Annotated in this window: 16 protein-coding genes; 9 read left to right on the forward strand and 7 right to left on the reverse strand. The window is 73.1% G+C overall.

Annotated elements, in window-relative coordinates; genetic code table 11:
• From purQ to DCS98_RS07890, 3 genes are read left to right on the forward strand one after another with little or no spacing between them, the layout of a single operon-like run.
• Complete coding sequence (purQ, locus tag DCS98_RS07880; RefSeq protein ID WP_116450836.1) at positions 1-672, forward strand: phosphoribosylformylglycinamidine synthase subunit PurQ; 672 nt, start codon at positions 1-3, stop codon at positions 670-672.
• Positions 669-2975 carry a phosphoribosylformylglycinamidine synthase subunit PurL gene (gene purL, locus DCS98_RS07885; protein WP_116450837.1) on the forward strand — a complete coding sequence of 769 codons (2307 nt, stop codon included), beginning with the start codon at positions 669-671 and terminating at the stop codon, positions 2973-2975. The genes purQ and purL overlap by 4 nt, the downstream gene beginning before the upstream one ends.
• Complete coding sequence (locus DCS98_RS07890) at positions 2975-3364, forward strand: sterol carrier family protein (RefSeq protein WP_116450838.1); 390 nt, start codon at positions 2975-2977, stop codon at positions 3362-3364. The genes purL and DCS98_RS07890 overlap by 1 nt, the downstream gene beginning before the upstream one ends.
• 47 nt (positions 3365-3411) lie before the next feature.
• Here the strand turns inward: DCS98_RS07890 and DCS98_RS22925 are convergent, their stop codons facing one another.
• Positions 3412-3552 carry an MFS transporter small subunit gene (locus DCS98_RS22925; protein WP_164704456.1) on the reverse strand — a complete coding sequence of 47 codons (141 nt, stop codon included), beginning with the start codon at positions 3550-3552 and terminating at the stop codon, positions 3412-3414.
• Positions 3549-4955 (reverse strand): OFA family MFS transporter, encoded by a 1407-nt coding sequence (locus DCS98_RS07895; RefSeq protein WP_116450839.1) that lies wholly within the window; start codon positions 4953-4955, stop codon positions 3549-3551. Before DCS98_RS07895 ends, DCS98_RS22925 begins: the two co-directional genes overlap by 4 nt.
• Positions 4956-5162: 207 nt before the next feature.
• Between DCS98_RS07895 and DCS98_RS07900 the strand changes: the two genes are divergently transcribed.
• Both DCS98_RS07900 and DCS98_RS07905 read left to right on the forward strand, forming a co-directional pair.
• Positions 5163-6251, forward strand: a complete 1089-nt coding sequence (locus DCS98_RS07900; RefSeq protein WP_116450840.1) for an S-(hydroxymethyl)mycothiol dehydrogenase — start codon at positions 5163-5165, stop codon at positions 6249-6251.
• Complete coding sequence (locus DCS98_RS07905; protein WP_116450841.1) at positions 6248-6856, forward strand: MBL fold metallo-hydrolase; 609 nt, start codon at positions 6248-6250, stop codon at positions 6854-6856. Before DCS98_RS07900 ends, DCS98_RS07905 begins: the two co-directional genes overlap by 4 nt.
• A 3-nt stretch (positions 6857-6859) precedes the next feature.
• Here DCS98_RS07905 and DCS98_RS07910 read toward each other — a convergent pair whose 3' ends face one another.
• From DCS98_RS07910 to DCS98_RS07920, 3 genes are all read right to left on the reverse strand, one after another.
• Positions 6860-7210 (reverse strand): hypothetical protein, encoded by a 351-nt coding sequence (locus tag DCS98_RS07910; RefSeq protein WP_116450842.1) that lies wholly within the window; start codon positions 7208-7210, stop codon positions 6860-6862.
• Between the two features lie 71 nt (positions 7211-7281).
• The gene (locus DCS98_RS07915) at positions 7282-7941 is read right to left on the reverse strand and encodes a DUF5701 family protein (protein ID WP_116450843.1); all 660 of its coding nucleotides are present in this window, start codon (positions 7939-7941) and stop codon (positions 7282-7284) included.
• Between the two features lie 225 nt (positions 7942-8166).
• The gene (locus tag DCS98_RS07920) at positions 8167-8889 is read right to left on the reverse strand and encodes a DUF2071 domain-containing protein (protein ID WP_116450844.1); all 723 of its coding nucleotides are present in this window, start codon (positions 8887-8889) and stop codon (positions 8167-8169) included.
• A gap of 112 nt (positions 8890-9001) precedes the next feature.
• Between DCS98_RS07920 and purF the strand changes: the two genes are divergently transcribed.
• Together purF and purM are read left to right on the forward strand one after the other, a co-directional pair.
• Entirely contained in the window at positions 9002-10573 is a 1572-nt protein-coding gene (purF, locus tag DCS98_RS07925) for an amidophosphoribosyltransferase (RefSeq protein WP_116450845.1), read from the forward strand.
• Positions 10570-11625, forward strand: coding sequence for a phosphoribosylformylglycinamidine cyclo-ligase (gene purM, locus DCS98_RS07930; protein WP_116450846.1), 1056 nt, complete (start codon positions 10570-10572; stop codon positions 11623-11625). The genes purF and purM overlap by 4 nt, the downstream gene beginning before the upstream one ends.
• Before the next feature lie 52 nt (positions 11626-11677).
• Here purM and DCS98_RS07935 read toward each other — a convergent pair whose 3' ends face one another.
• Positions 11678-15166: an indolepyruvate ferredoxin oxidoreductase family protein gene (locus tag DCS98_RS07935; RefSeq protein WP_116450847.1), complete on the reverse strand. Its 3489-nt coding sequence runs from the start codon at positions 15164-15166 to the stop codon at positions 11678-11680.
• Between the two features lie 134 nt (positions 15167-15300).
• Here DCS98_RS07935 and DCS98_RS07940 point away from each other — a divergent pair, with 134 nt between their 5' ends.
• Positions 15301-16449: a PucR family transcriptional regulator gene (locus tag DCS98_RS07940; RefSeq protein ID WP_116450848.1), complete on the forward strand. Its 1149-nt coding sequence runs from the start codon at positions 15301-15303 to the stop codon at positions 16447-16449.
• Here DCS98_RS07940 and DCS98_RS22930 read toward each other — a convergent pair.
• A complete protein-coding gene (locus tag DCS98_RS22930) occupies positions 16430-17092 on the reverse strand; it encodes a GntR family transcriptional regulator (RefSeq protein WP_164704457.1) in 663 nt (220 codons plus the stop codon). The genes DCS98_RS07940 and DCS98_RS22930 overlap by 20 nt on opposite strands.
• A 202-nt stretch (positions 17093-17294) precedes the next feature.
• Between DCS98_RS22930 and DCS98_RS07950 the strand changes: the two genes are divergently transcribed.
• Complete coding sequence (locus DCS98_RS07950) at positions 17295-18470, forward strand: ABC transporter substrate-binding protein (RefSeq protein WP_206340156.1); 1176 nt, start codon at positions 17295-17297, stop codon at positions 18468-18470.
• Positions 18471-18518 lie beyond the last annotated feature (48 nt).

The raw sequence follows: 18518 nt of genomic DNA on the forward strand, positions 1-18518 counted from the left end.
TTGCGCATCGGTGTCATCACCTTCCCGGGCTCCCTGGACGACGTCGACGCCGCCCGCGCGGTGCGCCTCGCCGGCGGTGAGCCGGTCGCCCTCTGGCACGGCGACCACGACCTCAAGGACGTCGACGCCGTCGTCCTCCCGGGTGGCTTCTCCTACGGCGACTACCTGCGCGCCGGCTCCATCGCCGCGCGCTCGCCGCTGATGCAGGACGTCGTCGCGGCCGCGGGCAACGGCCTGCCGGTGCTCGGCATCTGCAACGGCTTCCAGGTGCTCTGCGAGGCAGGCCTGCTCCCGGGCGCACTCACCCGCAACAGCCACCTGCACTTCCGCAACCGCGACCAGGTGCTCGTCGTCGAGCGGGCCGACACGGCCTGGACGTCGGACTACGCGACCGGCCAGCGCATCGTCATCCCGGTCAAGAACGGCGAGGGTCGCTACGTGGGCTCCGACGCCGACCTCGACCGCCTCGAGGGCGACGGCCGGGTGGTGTTCCGCTACGCCGACGGCAACCCCAACGGGTCGAGCAGGGACATCGCCGGGGTCGCCAGCGAGAACGGCCGCGTCGTCGGCCTCATGCCGCACCCCGAGCACGCGATCGAGGACCTCACCGGGCCCAGCACCGACGGCCTCGGGTTCTTCACCAGCGTCCTGAAGGCAGTCGTCAACGCATGAGCCAGATCGACACCGTCGAGCTCGCGGCGAAGAGCCCCGACGACGAGCAGCCCTGGGCCGAGCTCGGCCTCAAGGCCGACGAGTACGCCCGCATCAAGGACATCCTCGGCCGCCGCCCGACCACCGCCGAGCTCGCGATGTACAGCGTCATGTGGAGCGAGCACTGCTCCTACAAGAGCTCCAAGGTCCACCTCCGCCAGTTCGGCGACCTGCCGCCCAGCGACGCCCTCCTCGTCGGCATCGGCGAGAACGCCGGCGTCGTCGACGTCGGCGACGGCTACGCGGTCACCTTCAAGGTCGAGTCGCACAACCACCCCAGCTACGTCGAGCCCTACCAGGGCGCGGCGACCGGCGTCGGCGGCATCGTCCGCGACATCCTCACCATGGGCGCCCGCCCGGTCGCCGTCATGGACTCGCTGCGCTTCGGCCGGGCGGACGCCCCCGACACCGCGCGCGTGCTGCCGGGCGTCGTCGCCGGCGTCGGCGGCTACGGCAACTGCCTGGGCCTGCCCAACATCGGCGGCGAGCTGCTCTTCGACGACTGCTACGCCGGCAACCCGCTGGTCAACGCCCTGTGCGTCGGCGTCATGAAGCACGAGGACGTGCGGCTGGCCAAGGCCGAGGGCGTCGGCAACAAGGTCATCCTCTTCGGGGCCCGCACCGGCGGCGACGGCATCGGCGGCGTCTCCGTGCTGGCGTCGGAGACCTTCGACACTCAGGACGACGGCACAGGGGGCCCGGCCAAGCGGCCGAGCGTCCAGGTCGGCGACCCGTTCACCGAGAAGCTGCTGATCGAGGCGTGCCTCGAGATCTTCGCCCAGGACCTCGTCACCGGGATCCAGGACCTCGGCGGCGCCGGGCTCTCCTGCGCGACCTCCGAGCTGGCCAGCGCCGGCACCGGGGGCATGCACGTCGACCTCGACACCGTCCCGCTGCGCGACTCGACGCTGACTCCGGCCGAGATCCTGATGAGCGAGTCGCAGGAGCGCATGTGCGCGATCGTGGAGCCCGCGAAGGTCGAGCAGTTCCTCGCCGTCTGCCGCAAGTGGGACGTCCTCGCCACCGTCATCGGTGAGGTGACCGACGGCGACCGGCTCACCGTCGACTGGCACGGCGAGCGGATCGTCGACGTCCCGCCGCGGACCGTCGCCCACGAGGGCCCGGTCTACGAGCGGCCGATGGCCCGCCCGGCCGACCTCGACGCCCTCCAGGCCGACGACGCCGCGAAGCTCCCGCGGCCCACGACCGGTGCCGAGCTCCAGGCGCACTGGCTGGCCGTCGTCAGCAGCCCCGACGGCGCCGACAAGACGTGGGTCACCGAGCAGTACGACCGCTACGTGCGAGGCAACACCGTCCTGGCCCAGCCGGAGGACGCCGGCGTCGTGCGCATCGACGAGGAGTCGCACCGCGGGATCGCGCTCGCGCTCGACGGCAACGCCCGCTACGCCCGGCTCGACCCGTACGCCGGCGCGCAGCTGAACCTCGCCGAGGCCTACCGCAACGTCGCCGTCAGCGGGGCCAAGCCGCTGGCCGTCACCAACTGCCTGAACTTCGGCTCCCCCGAGGAGCCCGAGGTCATGTGGCAGTTCGCCGAGGCCGTCCGCGGCCTGGCCGACGGCTGCCGCGCGCTCGGCCTGCCGGTGACCGGCGGCAACGTGAGCCTCTACAACCAGACCGGCGACGTCCCGATCAACCCGACGCCGGTCATCGGCGTGCTGGGTGTGCACGAGGACGTCCGCCTGCGGGTGCCCGGCGGCTGGCGCAGCGCGGGGGAGACGGTCCTGCTCCTCGGCGAGACCCGGCCCGAGTTCGGGGGCTCCGCGTGGGCGAGTGTCGTGCACGGCCACCTCGGTGGCCGCCCGCCGGCGCTGGACCTGGCCGCCGAGCGGAAGCTGGCCGACCTCCTGGCCGCACTGGGGGAGCAGCGGCTGATCAGCTCGGCCCACGACCTCTCCGACGGCGGGCTGGCGCAGGCGCTCACCGAGTCCGCGCTCCGCTACGGCGTCGGCGCGAGCCTGCACCTGGCCGGCGACGCGTTCACCGCCCTGTTCAGCGAGTCGACCGGTCGCGTCGTCGTCACGACGAACGACCCGGGTGGGGTGAAGACGACGGCGCAGTGGGCCGGCGTCCCCGTGACGGAACTCGGCACGACCGGTGGGGAGGCCCTGAGCGTCGCCGACGTGCTGGACCTGCCGCTCGCGGAGCTCCGCGCCGCCTGGACCGCGACCCTGCCGGCGTTGTTCGGCGGGCCCGAGCACAGCACCCCGCTCACCGTCCCGGCGGGCACCGTCCCGACCAGCTGATGGCCGGCACCGCGCCCATCCCGGCCGAGGAGCTGCGCGCCGTCCTCGGGCCGGTGCGGGCCTGGCTCGACGACGACGCCGAGCAGCCGCCCCGGAGCGTGGTCGGCGCCGCGGTGAAGACCAGCGCGCGCTGGATGGCGCAGCAGGTGCCCGGCCGGTCGGTGGAGGTGCGGGTGCCGCCGCACGTCGCCGTCCAGTGCATCGAAGGGCCCCGGCACACGCGGGGGACGCCGCCGAACGTCGTCGAGACCGACGCCGCCACGTGGCTGCGGCTGGTGAGCGGCCGCGTCACGTGGGCCGACGCCGTGGCCGCCGGGAAGGTCACCGCCAGCGGCAACCGCGCCGACCTGAGCGCGCTGCTGCCGCTGCGCCCCCTCCGACAGCACTGAGCCCCGCCCGCTGGATCAGCGGACGGGGCTCAGCGAGGTGGAACGGTTCAGCCGCCGAAGAGGGCGCTCGCGGCCTTCACGGTGTTGTACAGCCCGTACACCAGCGGGATGCCGACGAGGGCCCACGCGAAGGCGATGAGGCCCACGGGCGTCGTGCTGGTCTGCTCGTTCGAGGCAGGGGTGCTCATCGGACAGCGCTCGCTTCCTGGGTGGTGGCGGACGGGGCGGCCTTCGGCTCGTGCCACTTGCTGGCGACGGGCCGGATGAGCAGGTTGGCGACGAAGCCCACCGCGAGCAGCCCGACCATGATGAACAGCGCGGGCCGGTAGTCGCCGGCGACGAGCTCACCGGGCGTCCCGCGGGCGTCGAGGACGCCGTTGATGATCAGCGGACCGGCCACGCCGGCAGCCGACCACGCGGTCAGCAGCCGGCCGTGGATGGCGCCCACCTGGTAGGTGCCGAACAGGTCGCGCAGGTAGGCCGGAACCGTCGCGAAGCCACCGCCGTAGAAGCTGATGATGATCGCGGCGGTGATGACGAAGATCCACGTCGCCGTGCTGCCGAGCGTCGCCAGGACGATGTACAGGACGATGCCGACGCCGAGGTAGATCATGTAGATCGGCTTGCGGCCGATGAAGTCCGACGTCGAGGACCACACGAACCGGCCACCCATGTTGAACAGGGACAGCAGGCCGACGAAGCCGGCGGCCGAGGCGGCTGCGACCGCGGAGGTCGTCCCGTCGCGGAAGAAGTCCTGGATCATGGGGGCGGCCTGCTCGAGGATGCCGATGCCGGCCGTCACGTTGCAGAACAGCACGACCCACAGCAGCCAGAACTGCGGCGTCCTGATCGCGTTGCCCGCCGACACGTTCTCCGTGGTGATCAGTGCCTTCTGCTTGACCGTCGACGGGTCCCAGCCGGCCGGCTTCCAGCCGTCGGCCGGCACGCGGACGATGAGCGCACCGAAGAGCATGAAGACCAGGTAGACCAGGCCCAGGGTGAGGAAGAGGCCGGCGACCGCGCCGCCGCTGGGGGTCGTCCCCGCCGTGCCGTCGTAGCCGGGGTCGTACCAGTTCATGAGCTGGCGCGACAGCGGGGAGGCGATGAGCGCGCCGCCGCCGAAGCCCATGATCGCCATGCCCGTGGCCAGGCCGGGGCGGTCGGGGAACCACTTGATCAGCGTGGAGACCGGCGAGATGTAGCCGATGCCCAGTCCGATGCCGCCGATGACGCCGTAGCCGAGGTAGACCAGCCACAGCTGGCTGGTGGCGATGCCGAGCGACCCGACGAGGAAGCCGGTCGACCAGAAGACGGCCGCGGTGGCCATCGCCGACCGGGGACCGTTCCGGTCGACCCAGGTGCCGAAGACGGCCGCGGAGAGACCCAGCATCACGATGGCGATCGAGAAGATGATGCCGATCGCCGTGAGGCTGGTGTCGAAGTGGGCGACGAGCGCGCTCTTGTAGACGCTCGTCGCGTAGGCCTGGCCGATGCAGAGGTGCACCGCCAGGGCGGCCGGCGGGATGAGCCAGCGGTTGAAGCCCGGCTTCGCGATGATGCGTTCGCGAGCCAGGAATCCGGGGACTGCCACGGATCGGACCTCCGGGATCGGGGGAGCCGCGCCCGGCTGGGCGCAACCTGGGCGCGCGCTGTGTGACGAGGATCGCGGCCGCTGGCACGGTACGTCGTGCACGACCTACTCGCGCGTTCACACTCGGATCGAGACCTCGCCGTAACCGTTTCCTCGGCTAACGGATCGGGCGGGCACGGTCCCCGGGCCGCCCCCTACGCTCGGGGCATGGCCTACGAGGTGAAGGGCGTCGTCGCCCGAAGCAAGGGTGCTCCCGTCTCGATCGAGACCATCGTCGTCCCGGACCCCGGTCCGGGTGAGGCGGTGGTCGACGTGCAGGCGTGCGGCGTCTGCCACACCGACCTGCACTACCGCGAGGGCGGCATCAACGACGAGTTCCCCTTCCTGCTGGGGCACGAGGCCGCCGGTGTCGTCTCGGCGGTGGGCGAGGGCGTCACCGACGTGGCCGTCGGCGACTACGTGATCCTCAACTGGCGGGCGGTGTGCGGGCAGTGCCGGGCCTGCCTCAAGGGCGAGCCGCAGTACTGCTTCGACACGCACAACGCCGCGCAGAAGATGACGCTGGCCGACGGCACGGAGCTGTCCCCCGCGCTCGGCATCGGGGCGTTCGCCGAGAAGACCCTGGTGCACTCGGGCCAGTGCACGAAGGTGGACCCAGCCGCTCCGCCGGCCGCCGCCGGGCTGCTCGGCTGCGGCGTCATGGCCGGCGTGGGTGCGGCCATCAACACCGGCGGCGTCCGCCGTGGCGAGAGCGTCGCCGTCTTCGGCTGCGGCGGTGTCGGTGACGCCGCGATCGCCGGCGCGAAGCTCGCCGGGGCGACGACGATCATCGCCGTCGACATCTCCGACACGAAGCTGGAGTGGGCGACGCGGATGGGTGCCACCCACACCGTCAACTCGAAGGAGACCGACGCCGTCGAGGCGGTCAAGGCGCTCACCGGCGGGTTCGGGGTCGACGTCGCGATCGACGCGGTCGGCCACCCGAAGGTCTTCGAGCAGGCCTTCTACGCCCGCGACCTCGCCGGCCGGGTCGTCATGGTCGGCGTCCCGACGCCGGACATGGAGATCACCCTCCCCGCCATCGAGATCTTCGGCCGCGGCGGCGCCGTCAAGTCCTCCTGGTACGGCGACTGCCTGCCCAGCCGCGACTTCCCGATGCTCATCGACCTCTACCTGCAGGGCCGCTTCGACCTCGACGCCTTCGTCTCCGAGACGATCGGGCTCGACGACGTCGAGGAGGCCTTCGCCAAGATGCACCGCGGCGAGGTGCTGCGCAGCGTGGTGGTCTTCCCGTGACCGCGCGGGTGGAGCGGGTCGTCGTCCCCGGGGTGTTCAGCCTCGACGGGCAGGACTTCGACGTCGAGAACAACGTCTGGCTGGTCGGGGACGACGACGAGGTGCTGGTCGTCGACGCGCCCCACGACGCGGCGCCGATCGTCGAGGCGATCGGCGGCCGCTCGGTCACCGGGATCGTGCTGACCCACGGCCACAACGACCACATCACCGCCGCGGTCGCCCTGCGCGAGGCGACCGGCGCGCCGATCTGGTTCCACCCGATGGACCGGATGCTGTGGGACGTCGTCCACCCCGGCAGCGAGCCCGACCGCGACCTGGCCGCGGGCGCCCGCTTCCAGGTCGCCGGCGTCGAGCTGCTGACCCTCCACACGCCCGGGCACTCGCCCGGCAGCGTCTGCCTGCACGCACCGGACCTCACGACCGTGTTCACCGGCGACACGCTGTTCCACGGCGGCCCGGGCGCCACGGGCCGTTCCTACAGCGACCGGCCGACGATCGAGCACTCGATCCGGTCCGAGCTGTTCGCGCTGCACGGCGACACGGTGGTGAAGACCGGGCACGGCGACGACACCACCATCGCCGCGGAGCTGCGCAACCTGGGCTGACGGTCAGCCGTCCTTCGCGCCGCCCTGCCCGTCGTCCTCGGCGGCAGGGCGGTCCGGCGGCGCCGTGCGCTCGAGCCGCTGCCGGATCGCGGCGACGTTGAGCGCGACGTCCTCGAGCGCCTCGACGGCCCGCGTGGCCAGGGCGAACGTCAGGTTCTCCCGCTGCTCCTCGGGGCTGGGCTCCCGGTACCGCGCCTCGCTGCGCGCCGGTCGGTCGCCGGCGAACGACTCGCGGAACCGGCGGGTCGCATCCGACCACGGCTCCTCGCTGCGGCGCCCCTCGCCGAACAGCTCGCGCAGCATGCGCTGGGCCATGTCGAGGAACTCGCCCGGATCGGGTCGGTCGCCGGCCATCCGCTCTCCTCCTCCGCCGGTGAGGACGGTGCACAGGGAGGAACGAGCCGGACGCCGTCGGGGTTCCCCGGTCAGCCCGCCACCCGGGCCTCGGCGGACGCGAAGCCGAGCCAGGTGTGCCGGTTGCCGGCCCAGCACCAGCCCACCTTGGGCGCGCCCCGGCGCTCGCGGCCGTCCCGGCCGGTGCCGTTGCTGATCCACAGGGCCGGCGTGCGGCTGTCCAGCCGGCCGTCGGCCTTGCGCAGCCGGGAGCCGATCGTCATGAAGCACCGGTTCCGCTCCAGGACGTCGGGGCGCTGGAGCAGCCAGTGGATGCCCTCGGTGAGCGTCAGGGGCGTCCGGCCGGCGCCGAGGATCGTCGGCAGCGCCTCGTCCGGGCTCCAGTTCGCCATGTCGTCGCCGCGGTCCAGGCCGCAGACGGCGTAGACCGGGCCGTCCGGGACGACGACGGAGGGCAGCGGCCCGAACGCGTCGACGTCGGTCATGTCCTCCACGACGAAACCGGGTCGGTCGTCCAGTGCGAGCAGCGGGGCCAGCGCGGACGCCGGGGCCCGCTCGGGGGCGAGGACGAGCAGCGAGCCGGCGGGCAGGCCGTCTGCCGCCCCGCGCAGCTCGCGGTCGGTCATGCCCGCCAGCGCGTGGACGCCCAACCCCACGAGCCGGTCGGCCTGGGCGGCGGGTGACGGGAGCGACGCAGCGGGGACGACGGTGGACGGCAGGAGTGCGGGCACGGGCGGACCTCCGGCTTCAGGTGGGGCGACCGAGCTGCAACGAGGGCGCAGCCCGAGAAGTTCCGGGTCCGTCGCCGCCCCGGTGGCCGGGCGCGCAGCGGCGCGCCCGCGCTGACCGAGCGTTGTCCCTGAGCCGGTCACTTCCCGTTCGATAGCGGCCGCTCCAGGGACGATGCCGGGCCGGCTCACTCGTGCCACATGAGGACGACGGCGCTGGGCACCGCGTCAGGCGGCCACGGAGGGCAGCGCTCCCCAGGTGACCGGCACGCGGCGCATCACCAGCGCGGAGTCCAGCTCCGCGGAGCCGGCCGGGAAGCGCAGCCCGTCGTCGAAGAAGGACGAGCGGCACGAGACCACCTGCGCGGGGTCGACGCGCCAGGCGGAGGTGGCCAGCCGGACGCCTTCCACCCCGCCGGCGCGGTCGGGGGACCAGCCCACGGCCCCCGCCTCGAAGAACGCCGACGCCGCCGCCACGTCGGTGAACAGCGCGCTGTGGTCCAGCTCGGGCGTCAGCCGGACGTGCACGCCGACGGCTGCCTCGCCGTCGTCCGCGCGGAACGCGACGCGGAGGTCCTCGTCGGTCTCGGTGACCTCGAACCGCGCATGCGAGTGCACCCCCGGGAACGCGCGGCCGCCCAGCAGGACCGTCAACCACGAGCTGCTGTCCCGCCGGGGGATGTAGACACCGGTCTCCACGCCGTCGGGCCCGTCCCACTCGACGGCGATCCGGTGGGCGGCGTTCTCGGTGGAGGCGACGCCGAGGGGGCGGGGCAGACCGTGCGGTCGCAGGTGGCCGAGCCGGATGAGGCAGATCCCGGCCACCGCGGCACCGTCCACCGTCTGCGGGCGGAACCGTGAGGGCAGGAGGGGGCGCAGCACGTCGGGGTCGACGCGGTAGTTCACCAGGAGCCGGCGCTCGATCTCGCCGTCGATCCGCGGCAGTCGCATGGCGCGAACGTACTGGTCACGCGCCCGGCGGGGTGAGGTCCCGCCACGAGGGAGTGACACGTCCCACCCGGAGCCCGGGTGTGTCGCGCGACGACCCCGGTAGTCTCGGGGGGTGCCTCGCGGTGATGGACGGCTGACGCACGACCTCGACCCCCACTCTCCCGGTCCCCAGGACGCCTGCGGCGTCTTCGGGGTCTGGGCGCCGGGGGAGGAGGTCGCGAAGCTGACCTATTTCGGTCTGTACGCGCTCCAGCACCGCGGTCAGGAGGCGGCCGGGATCGCGGTGTCCGACGGCGCCTCGGTCGTGGTCTACAAGGACCTCGGCCTGGTCAGCCAGGTCTTCGACGAGGCGACGCTGGGCAGCCTCCGCGGCCACCTCGCCGTCGGGCACACCCGCTACTCGACCACCGGCGCCTCCACGTGGGAGAACGCGCAGCCCACCTTCCGGACGACGGAGGCCGGCACGGGGCTCGCGCTCTGCCACAACGGGAACCTCGTCAACACCGCGGAGCTCGCCGTCGAGGCCGCCGACGCCGGCGTGCCCGGGGCGTTCGTGGCGACCAACGACTCCGACCTGGTCACCGCCCTCATCGCCGCCCGCCCGGACATCTCCGTCGAGGCCGCGGCCATGGAGGTACTCCCCAAGCTGCGCGGCGCCTTCAGCCTCACCTTCATGGACGAGGACACGCTGTACGCCGCCCGCGACCCGCAGGGCGTGCGCCCGCTGGTGCTCGGCCGGCTGGAGCGCGGCTGGGTGGTCGCCAGCGAGACCGCGGCGCTGGACATCGTGGGCGCCTCGGTGGTCCGCGAGGTCGAGCCCGGTGAGCTCATCGCGATCGACGAGAACGGGCTGCGCAGCCAGCACTTCGCCGTCGCCGAGCCCAAGGGCTGCGTCTTCGAGTACGTCTACCTGGCCCGCCCGGACACCACCATCTCCGGCCGCGGCGTGCACGCCGCGCGCGTGGAGATCGGCCGGCGGCTGGCCAAGGAGCACCCGGTCGAGGCCGATCTCGTCATCCCCGTCCCGGAGTCGGGCACCCCTGCCGCCGTCGGCTACGCCGAGGCGTCGGGCATCCCCTACGGGCTGGGCCTGGTCAAGAACTCCTACGTGGGCCGCACGTTCATCCAGCCGTCGCAGACCATCCGGCAGCTCGGCATCCGGCTGAAGCTCAACCCGCTGCGCGACGTCATCCGCGGCAAGCGGCTGGTCGTCGTCGACGACTCGATCGTCCGCGGCAACACCCAGCGCGCGCTGATCCGCATGCTGCGCGAGGCCGGCGCCGTCGAGGTGCACGTGCGCATCGCCTCGCCCCCGGTGAAGTGGCCCTGCTTCTACGGCATCGACTTCGCCAGCCGGGCCGAGCTCATCGCCAACGGGCTCGAGATCGACGGGGTGCGGGCGTCGATCAACGCCGACTCCCTGGGCTACGTCTCGGAGCAGGGGCTCATCGCGGCCACCGAGCAGCCGGCCAACCGGCTCTGCACGGCCTGCTTCACCGGCGAGTACCCGATCCCGCTGGCGGAGGAGGGCGTGCTCGGCAAGAACGTGCTCGAGGGCATCGGCCGGACGCCGCTGCCGATGGCGTCGGCGCACGACCAGCGGTCGGTGAGCGGCTGGACGGGTCAGCAGGCCGGCAGCGCCAGCGTCCCGGGCGGGGCCGAGGACGCGCTCAGCCGACCGTGAGCACCCCCTTCACCTACGCGGCGTCCGGCGTCGACATCGACGCCGGTGAGCGGGCCGTCGAGCTGATGCGGACGGCGGTCGCGCGCACCAACCGGCCCGAGGTCGTCGGCGGCCTCGGCGGCTTCGCCGGCCTGTTCGCGCTCGACACCGCCAAGTACGCCAAGCCCCTGCTGGCCTCCTCGACCGACGGCGTCGGCACGAAGATCGCGCTCGCCCGGCAGCTCGACCGGCACGACACCGTCGGCATCGATCTGGTCGCGATGGTCGTCGACGACCTGGTCGCCTGCGGCGCCGAGCCGCTGTTCCTCCAGGACTACGTGGCCTGCGGCAAGGTCGTCCCCGAGCGGATCGCCGCGATCGTCACCGGCATCGCCGAGGGCTGCACGCAGGCCGGCGCCGCCCTGGTCGGCGGCGAGACGGCGGAGCACGGCGACCTCATGGACGCCGACGAGTACGACCTCGCCGCGACGGCGGTCGGCGTCGTGGAGGCCGACGGCGTCCTGGGCCCGGAGCGGGTCCGCGAGGGCGACGCGGTCGTGGCCATGGCGTCGTCCGGGTTCCACTCCAACGGCTACTCGCTGGTGCGGCGCGTGGTGAGCGCCGCGGGGCTCGACCTGCACGCCACGCCGGCCGGGCTCGACCGGACGCTCGGTGAGGAGCTCCTCGAGCCCACCCGCATCTACGCCCGCGACTGCCTGGCGCTCGTCGAGCAGTTCGGCGTCGACGGCGTGCACGCCTACGCGCACATCACCGGCGGCGGGCTGGCGGGCAACACCGCCCGCGTCGTCCCGGACGGGCTGGAGGCTGTGCTCGACCGGGCCACGTGGGCGCTGCCCGCCGCGGTCCGGCTCATGGAGGAGCACGGCGTCCCGCGCGAGGAGTCCGAGCGCGCGTTCAACTGCGGCGTCGGCATGGTCGCCGCGGTCGCCCCCGACGTCGCCGACGCAGTCGTCGCGCAGCTCACCGCCGCCGGCGTGCCGGCCTGGGTGGCCGGGGGTGTGCAGCGCCGCACGGACGACACCGCCGCGCGGCTGGTCGGCACCTACCGCTGAACGACGACGGGCCGCCCCTCCCGGAGGAGGAGCGGCCCGCGGCGAGGGGCCGTCAGATGCCGAGCTCGGCCCGCAGGGCGGCCAGGCGCTCGCGGTAGCGGGCGACGTTGGCCATCTTCACGTGCTCGTAGCCCCGGACGACGTCGGGCAGACCGGCGAGGTCGGCGACCTGCGGCAGGTTCCCGGGTGTGAGCCGGGCGGTGGCCCCGTGGACGGCGTCGACGTACTCCTCGATCAGCGCCCGCTCGGTCGCCCGGACCTCGCCCCGGCCGAAGGGGTCGAGCCGGGTGCCGCGCAGGCCTCGCATCGCGTAGAGGGCCGCGAACCCGGGGCGGAACCACCGGCCGAGGCTGATCTTCCGGTCCATGCCGGCGGCGCGCAGGACCGGCGGGTGCAGCCGGTAGGAGTACCGGACGTCGGCGCCGAACTGCTCCCGCAGCCGCCGCTCCAGCTCCGGGTCGAGCGACAGGCGCGCCACCTCGTACTCGTCCTTGTAGGCCATGAGCTTGTACAGGTTGGCCGCCACCGCACCGGTGACCGGGCCGCTCGACCCCGTCGCCGCCACCTCCCGTCCCTGCACCCGCCGCAGCACCGCGACGTACCGCTGCGCGTACCTCCGGTTCTGGTAGGCCACGAGCTCGTCGATCCGCCGCAGGACCAGCTCCGCCAGCTCCGGCTCGGAGAGGTCGAGGTGAGCCGCGAGCTCGCGGGCCGCGGCCGACGGGCCGGTCGGCCCCGACGTCGGGGCGGGCAGGGCCGCCTGCAGCGCGGCCGGGTCGGCGACCAGCTGCCGGCCCCGCCGGAAGGCCTGCAGGTTGCGCTCGACGGCCACGCCGTTGAGCTCGATGGCCCGCTCGAGCACCGCCGGGTCGACCGGCAGCGCGCCGGCCTGGACGGCCATCCCGACCTGGAAGATGTTGGCGTACTGGTCGTCGCCGAAGAGCCCGTCGACGAGCTTCCGGACGTCGGCCACCGCGCTGTCGTCGGCGCGGCAGGTCTGCAGGATCCGGGCGGTGGTCTCCTCGACGTCGGGGAAGGCCACGGTCGGATCGGCGACCATGGCGCCGGTGGGCACCACCGACGTGGAGACGACGGCGATGGTGCGCCCGGGTGCGGTGACCTCGAGGTTCGCCGCGTTGGCGGCGACGATGACGTCGCAGCCGAGGTAGAGGTCGCACTCGCCGCCGGCGACCTTGTTCGTCCCGTCGATGGGGGCCGACGACAGCTTGATGTCGGAGACGACCGCGCCGCCCTTCTGGGCCATGCCCATCTGGTCGAGGCTGCGGACGTACATCCCGGCCATCACCGCGGCGGTGGAGATGATCTGCGCGGTCGTGACCACGCCGGTGCCGCCGATGCCGGTGATCCGCAGGTTGTAGTCGGCCGGGTCGACCTTCAGCTCCGGCTGGGGGAGGTCGGTCGCCTCGAGTCGTCCGCCGTCCTGCGCCGGCGCCTTCGTGCCCGGGACGACGCTGATGAACGAGGGGCAGTCGCCGTCGAGGCAGGAGAAGTCCTTGTTGCAGGACGCCTGGTGGATCTGCGTCTTGCGGCCGAACTCTGTGTCGACGGGCTGCACCGAGAGGCAGTTGGACTTGTGCCCGCAGTCGCCGCAGCCCTCGCAGACGCGCTCGTTGATGAACACCCGCTCGACCGGCTCGGCGACCTTCTTGCGCTTCCGCTTGCGACGGAGCTCGGTGGCGCACTCCTGGTCGTGGATGAGAACGGTGACGCCCTCCACGCGGGCCAGCTCCTCCTGCGTCTCGATCAGCCGGTCGCGGTGGCGGACCTCGACGCCCTTGGGCAGCCGCACGCCCTTGTACCGCTGGAGGTCCTCGGTCGTGACGACGACCCGGGCGACGCCCTCGGCCAGCAGCTCCGCCGCGATCTCGCGCACGGCCATCTTGCCGATCGCCTGCTGGCCGCCGGTCATGGCGACGGCGCCGTTGTGCAGCAGCTTGTAGGTGATGTTGGAGCGGGCGGCGACGGACGCGCGGATCGCCAGGCTGCCGGAGTGGTGGTACGTGCCGTCGCCGAGGTTCTGCAGGAGGTGGCGGTGCTCGACGAAGGGCGCCATCCCGATCCAGGCGACGCCCTCGCCGCCCATCTGGGTCAGGCCGACGATGGTGCCAACCCGCTCCTCCGGCATGAACGAGGCGAGCGCGGAGCACCCGATGCCGGCCCCGACCAGTGATCCCTCGGGGGCCTCGGTGGAGCGGTTGTGCGGGCACCCGGAGCAGAAGAACGGCGTCCGGTTGACCATCGGGAGCAGGGGGAGGGAGCGGCGGACCGGCGCGGACGCCGTCTCCAGCCAGGCGGCGACCGCCTCGGAGCCGGTCCGCTCCAGCAGCCGCGGGGCCAGCGCCTTCGCGATGACCTCCGGCGGCAGGTCGGCGTCGGGCCGCAGCAGCGGCGTGCCGCCGGGGCCCCGCTTGCCGTGGACGGCGGGAGCGCCCGGGCTCCCGTAGAGCAGGTCCTTGACCGCCAGCTCGACGAAGGGGCGCTTCTCCTCCACCACGACGATCTCGTCCAGGCCCTGGGCGAACTCCGCGACGATCTGCGGCTCCAGCGGGGAGACCATGCCCAGCTTGAGGATCCGGATGCCGGAGGTGGGGAGGTCGGCAGCCGGGATGCCCATGAGCGCGAGCGCCTGGAGCACGTCGAGGTAGCCAGGGCCGGCGGTGACGATGCCGATGCTGGCTCCGGGGTCGCCCTCGATGCGGTTGAGCCCGTTGGCGCGGGCGTAGCGCATCGCCAGCTCGGGGCGGGTCGTCGTGAGGGTCTTCTCCAGCGCGGCGAGGGTCGGCTGCAGGAAGTTCGCGGTGACCTCGTGCGTGTACGGGACGCCGTCGACCCTCCGGTCGGGGAAGACCGGCTCGACCTGGTCGGTCCGGACGACCGCTGTGCCGGCCCCGTCGACGACGTTGGTCGCCAGCTTCATCCCGGTCCACAGCCCGCTGAACCGGGAGAGCGCGATGCCGTGGAGGCCCAGGTCGAGCACGTCCTGGGGGTCGCTCGGGGAGAGCACGGTCATGCCGATCTCGGCCATGGCGGTCTCGGAGCTGCTGGGCACGGTGGAGGACTTGGCGATCGAGTCGTCGCCCACGAGGACGAGGACGCCGCCGGTGGGGGCCGCCCCGCCGAGGTTGGCGTGGCGCAGCGCGTCCGTGGCGCGGTCCAGCCCCGGGGCCTTGCCGTACCAGATCCCGACCACCCCGTCGCAGGTCATCCCGCCCACGGAGGACGCGAGCTGGGAGCCCTGCACCGCGTTGGCGCCGAGTTCCTCGTTCACGCTGGGCGTGAAGACCACCCGGTGCTGCTCCAGGAGCTTCGCCTGCCGGGACAGCTCGAGGTCGAACCCGGCCAGCGGGGAGCCCTCGTAGCCGGAGACGAAGGTCGCGGTGTCCAGCCCGTTCCGCCGGTCGAGCCGGTTCTGGTCCAGCGGGATGCGGACGAGGGCCTGCAACCCGGACAGGTAGATCTCCCCGTCGCGGAGCTCGTAGCGGTCCTCGAGGCGCACGGGCCGTCCGGTCGTGAGGGTCATGGGGCTCCCTGGGTCGGGCCGGTTCGGTGGCTTCACCAATATGGATGCCCGGCCGGCGTGCTGTCTGCGGTGCGATCGCCAAAACGCGGCCCGATGGGGGAGTGTGTCCTCGTGGAAATCACGGGACGACGCTCATGACGACGTCGGACTGGAGCCCCGTCGCGGAGCTGTGCCGGCGGGTGACCGGCGACCTCGACCGCCTCGCGCGCGACTCCGTCACCACGATCAGGCGCGACCTGCCGGCCTACGCCGCGGTGCCCCACGACGAGCACCTGGCGGCGGTGACGGAGCAACAGCGCCGCCGGCTGGACGCGCTGGCCGGGCGGCGGCTGCTGGCGCCGGCGGACCTGGAGCGGGCGGCCGACCTGGCCCGCCGCCGGGCCCGCCAGGGGATCGGGGTGGACGTGCTCATCGGCGCCTACCACCTGGGCGACCAGGAGCTGTGGCGTGCTCTGTGCGCGGACCCGGGGCCCGCGGCGCCGCTGCTGCCCGACGTGGCCGCGCAGCTGCTCCGGCTGCTGCACGCCATCTCCACCGTCCTCGCCTCCGCCCACGGGGACGTGACCCGGGAGCTGCACAGCCACCGCGCCACGCTGTCCTCCCGCCTGCTGGAGCTCCTCGTCGCGGGGCGGGACGACGCGGAGGCGGCCCGGCTGGCCGACGCGCTCGGCCTGGACCCGCGGGGCGACTTCGTCGCGGCGACGTGGGCGACCTCCGGCGCCGACGTCGTGCTCCCGCCGGAGGTGGCGCGCGAGCTCGACCGGGCGCCGGTGCCGGTCGTCCACTCCTCCCCGCCGGGTGCCGTCGTCGTCCTCGCCCGGGGGGACGGGGACGACTGGCTGGCCGGGACGGCCGGCCGCCTGCCGATGGGCGGGCCCGTCGGCGTGGGCCTGCGGCGCCGTGGCCTGCGCGGTGCCGTGGTCAGCCTCGGCGACGCGCGGCTGGCGCTCGGCGCGGCCGGGGAGGGCGGTGGCGTGACCAGGTTCGGGGACGTCTGGGCGCAGGCCTGCCTGCTCGCGGAGACCGAGCGGCTCGAGCCGCTGGTCGCCACCGCCGTGCGGACCGCCGGGGAGCACCCGCACCTGGCCGAGACCGTCCTGGCCTTCGCGGCCGCCGACATGTCGGTGGCGCGCACGGCGGAGGCGCTGCACCTGCACGCGAACTCGGTGACCTACCGGCTCCAGCGGTGGGCGCAGCTCACCGCCTGGGACCCCCGGTCCTTCGAGCAGCTCGTCGCGTCGGCGGTCGCCTGCCGGGTCGCCCTCAGAGGAAGCTCTCGATGACCTTCAGGCCGGCCATGACGTGGCCCCGGACGATCGCCTCGGCCTTGTCGGCGTCCCGGTCGCGGATCGCCTCGTAGATCAGCTGGTGTTCGTCCAGCGCGACGACGAGCGCCTCGTCCGAGGTGACGGCGGCGGCCTCGATGTTGAAGAAGTAGGACTGGTTGCCGGTCGCCAGGCCCCGCATGCGGGTGTTGCCGCCGGCCGCCAGGACCGCGTCGTGGAAGTCGGCGTTCGTCTCGACGACCTTGGCCCGGTCCAGCGCCTCGTCCAGCGACGTCCGGGCGTGGTGCTGCAGGGTCTCCCCGAGCGTGGCCAGCGCCTCGGGGGTGGCCCGCTCCGCCGCCAACCGGGCGGCGTAGCCCTCCAGGGCGGCGCGGACCTCGTAGATCTCCCTGACCTCCGGGAGCGTGAACTCGCGGACCATCAGGCCGTGCCGTGACCGGACCGCCAGGCCGTCGTTGATCAGCCGCACGAGGGCCTCGCGGACCGGTGTCCGGCTGGCCCCCAGCTCCGCGGCGATCTCGGTCTCGACCAACCGCTGGTTGGGGCGGTAGACGCCGGTGACGATGCGGTGGTGGACGGCGGCGTAGACCGCCTCGGACAACGACCCGTGCACGGGCTCGACCGGCTTCGTGACCGTCACGGTGCCCCTCTCCAGCTGATCTGCGACGGCGATGTTACGGCTCGCGAACGTCCTGGTGACGCGACGCTCGGGCTCCGCCACGTCCCGATCGTCCTCTCGCCGACCCGTTGACATCGACGTGTCGACGCTCACATACTCCCGCAGCATACGAGGCTGCATACAGAGCCGTATGCAAGCCGTCCCTTCCAGCTGAAGGACTGCCGTGCTGACTCCGAACCGACTCCTGAAGCCCGCCGCCGCTCTCGGTCTGGCGGTCGTCCTGGCGGCCTGCGGCGGCACCGCCGCCAACACCGGCGGCGGGGGCGGCGACCCCGCGTCCGGCGGTGACAGCGACGCCGTTGAGGGCGCCGTCAACATCGGCGCCGTGCTGCCGCTCACCGGCAGCAGCGCCTCCATCGGCGAGGACCAGCGCCGTGGCATCGAGCTCGCCGTCGCCAAGATCAACGAGGACGGCGGGGTCATGGGCAAGGACCTCAACGTCATCGTCGAGGACTCCGCCGGCGCCGCGAACGCGGCCATCGACGCGGCCAAGAAGCTGGTCAGCGTCGACGACGTCGCGGCCGTGATGGGGGAGTACTCCTCCGGCGTCACCGTGCCGCTGGGTCAGTACCTCCAGCAGGAGGGCGTGATCCACATGAACGTCGGCTCGTCCTCGCCCGAGATCGCCGGGATCGGCGACAAGTCCTTCTCCGTGATCGGCCTGGACACGATCGCCAGCAAGTTCGCCTCCGAGCAGCTGGCCGAGCGCGGCCTCATGAAGGCCGCGATCATGGTGCCCAACAACTCCTACGGCGAGGGGATCGTCGACCCGTTCACCGAGGCCTACGAGGCGGCCGGCGGCTCGGTCACCGAGACGATCCTCTACACCGAGGGCCAGACCAGCTACCGCGCCGAGCTGGAGCGCATCGCCGCTTCCCAGCCCGACGTCGTCCTGTACAGCGCGTACGGCCAGGACTCGTCGGTCATCAACCAGCAGGCCTTCGAGGGCGGCATGCAGGAGACCCCGTGGTTCGGGATCTACCTGACGATGTGCACGTCGGACTCCGCACCCGAGACCGTCCAGGACCAGATCGGCATGGACGTGAACTACGTCGGCCCCGAGGGGCAGGACTACCAGGACGCCTACCAGGAGGAGTACGGCGAGGACTTCGCCTCCACCTTCAGCGGCTACACCTACGACGCCACGATGATGCTGGCCGAGGCCATCGAGAAGGCCGGGTCCACCGACGCGGACGCCATCGCCGAGGCGCTCGGGACGATCGGGCAGGGCTACGCCGGGGTGACCGGTGACATCACCTTCGACGACCAGAACCAGCGGTCGGACCAGCCCTACCTCGTCCTGAAGTACACCGACGGCAAGGTCGTCGAGGAGAGCTGAGCGGAAGCCCGTCCGGGCCCGCCGCCGCGGGCCCGGACGGGACACCCC

Source organism: Blastococcus litoris, assembly GCF_003075095.1.
Lineage (GTDB): Bacteria > Actinomycetota > Actinomycetes > Mycobacteriales > Geodermatophilaceae > Blastococcus_B > Blastococcus_B litoris.

Coding starts and splice junctions, on each gene's coding strand:
- DCS98_RS07920 (WP_116450844.1), bottom strand. CDS start 8,889: ATGCGACTGCCGCGGATCGACGGCGAGATCGAGCGCCGGCTCCTGGTG.
- DCS98_RS07900 (WP_116450840.1), top strand. CDS start 5,163: ATGGCCTACGAGGTGAAGGGCGTCGTCGCCCGAAGCAAGGGTGCTCCC.
- DCS98_RS07940 (WP_116450848.1), top strand. CDS start 15,301: ATGACGACGTCGGACTGGAGCCCCGTCGCGGAGCTGTGCCGGCGGGTG.
- DCS98_RS22925 (WP_164704456.1), bottom strand. CDS start 3,552: ATGAGCACCCCTGCCTCGAACGAGCAGACCAGCACGACGCCCGTGGGC.
- purL (WP_116450837.1), top strand. CDS start 669: ATGAGCCAGATCGACACCGTCGAGCTCGCGGCGAAGAGCCCCGACGAC.
- DCS98_RS07935 (WP_116450847.1), bottom strand. CDS start 15,166: ATGACCCTCACGACCGGACGGCCCGTGCGCCTCGAGGACCGCTACGAG.
- DCS98_RS07890 (WP_116450838.1), top strand. CDS start 2,975: ATGGCCGGCACCGCGCCCATCCCGGCCGAGGAGCTGCGCGCCGTCCTC.
- DCS98_RS07910 (WP_116450842.1), bottom strand. CDS start 7,210: ATGGCCGGCGACCGACCCGATCCGGGCGAGTTCCTCGACATGGCCCAG.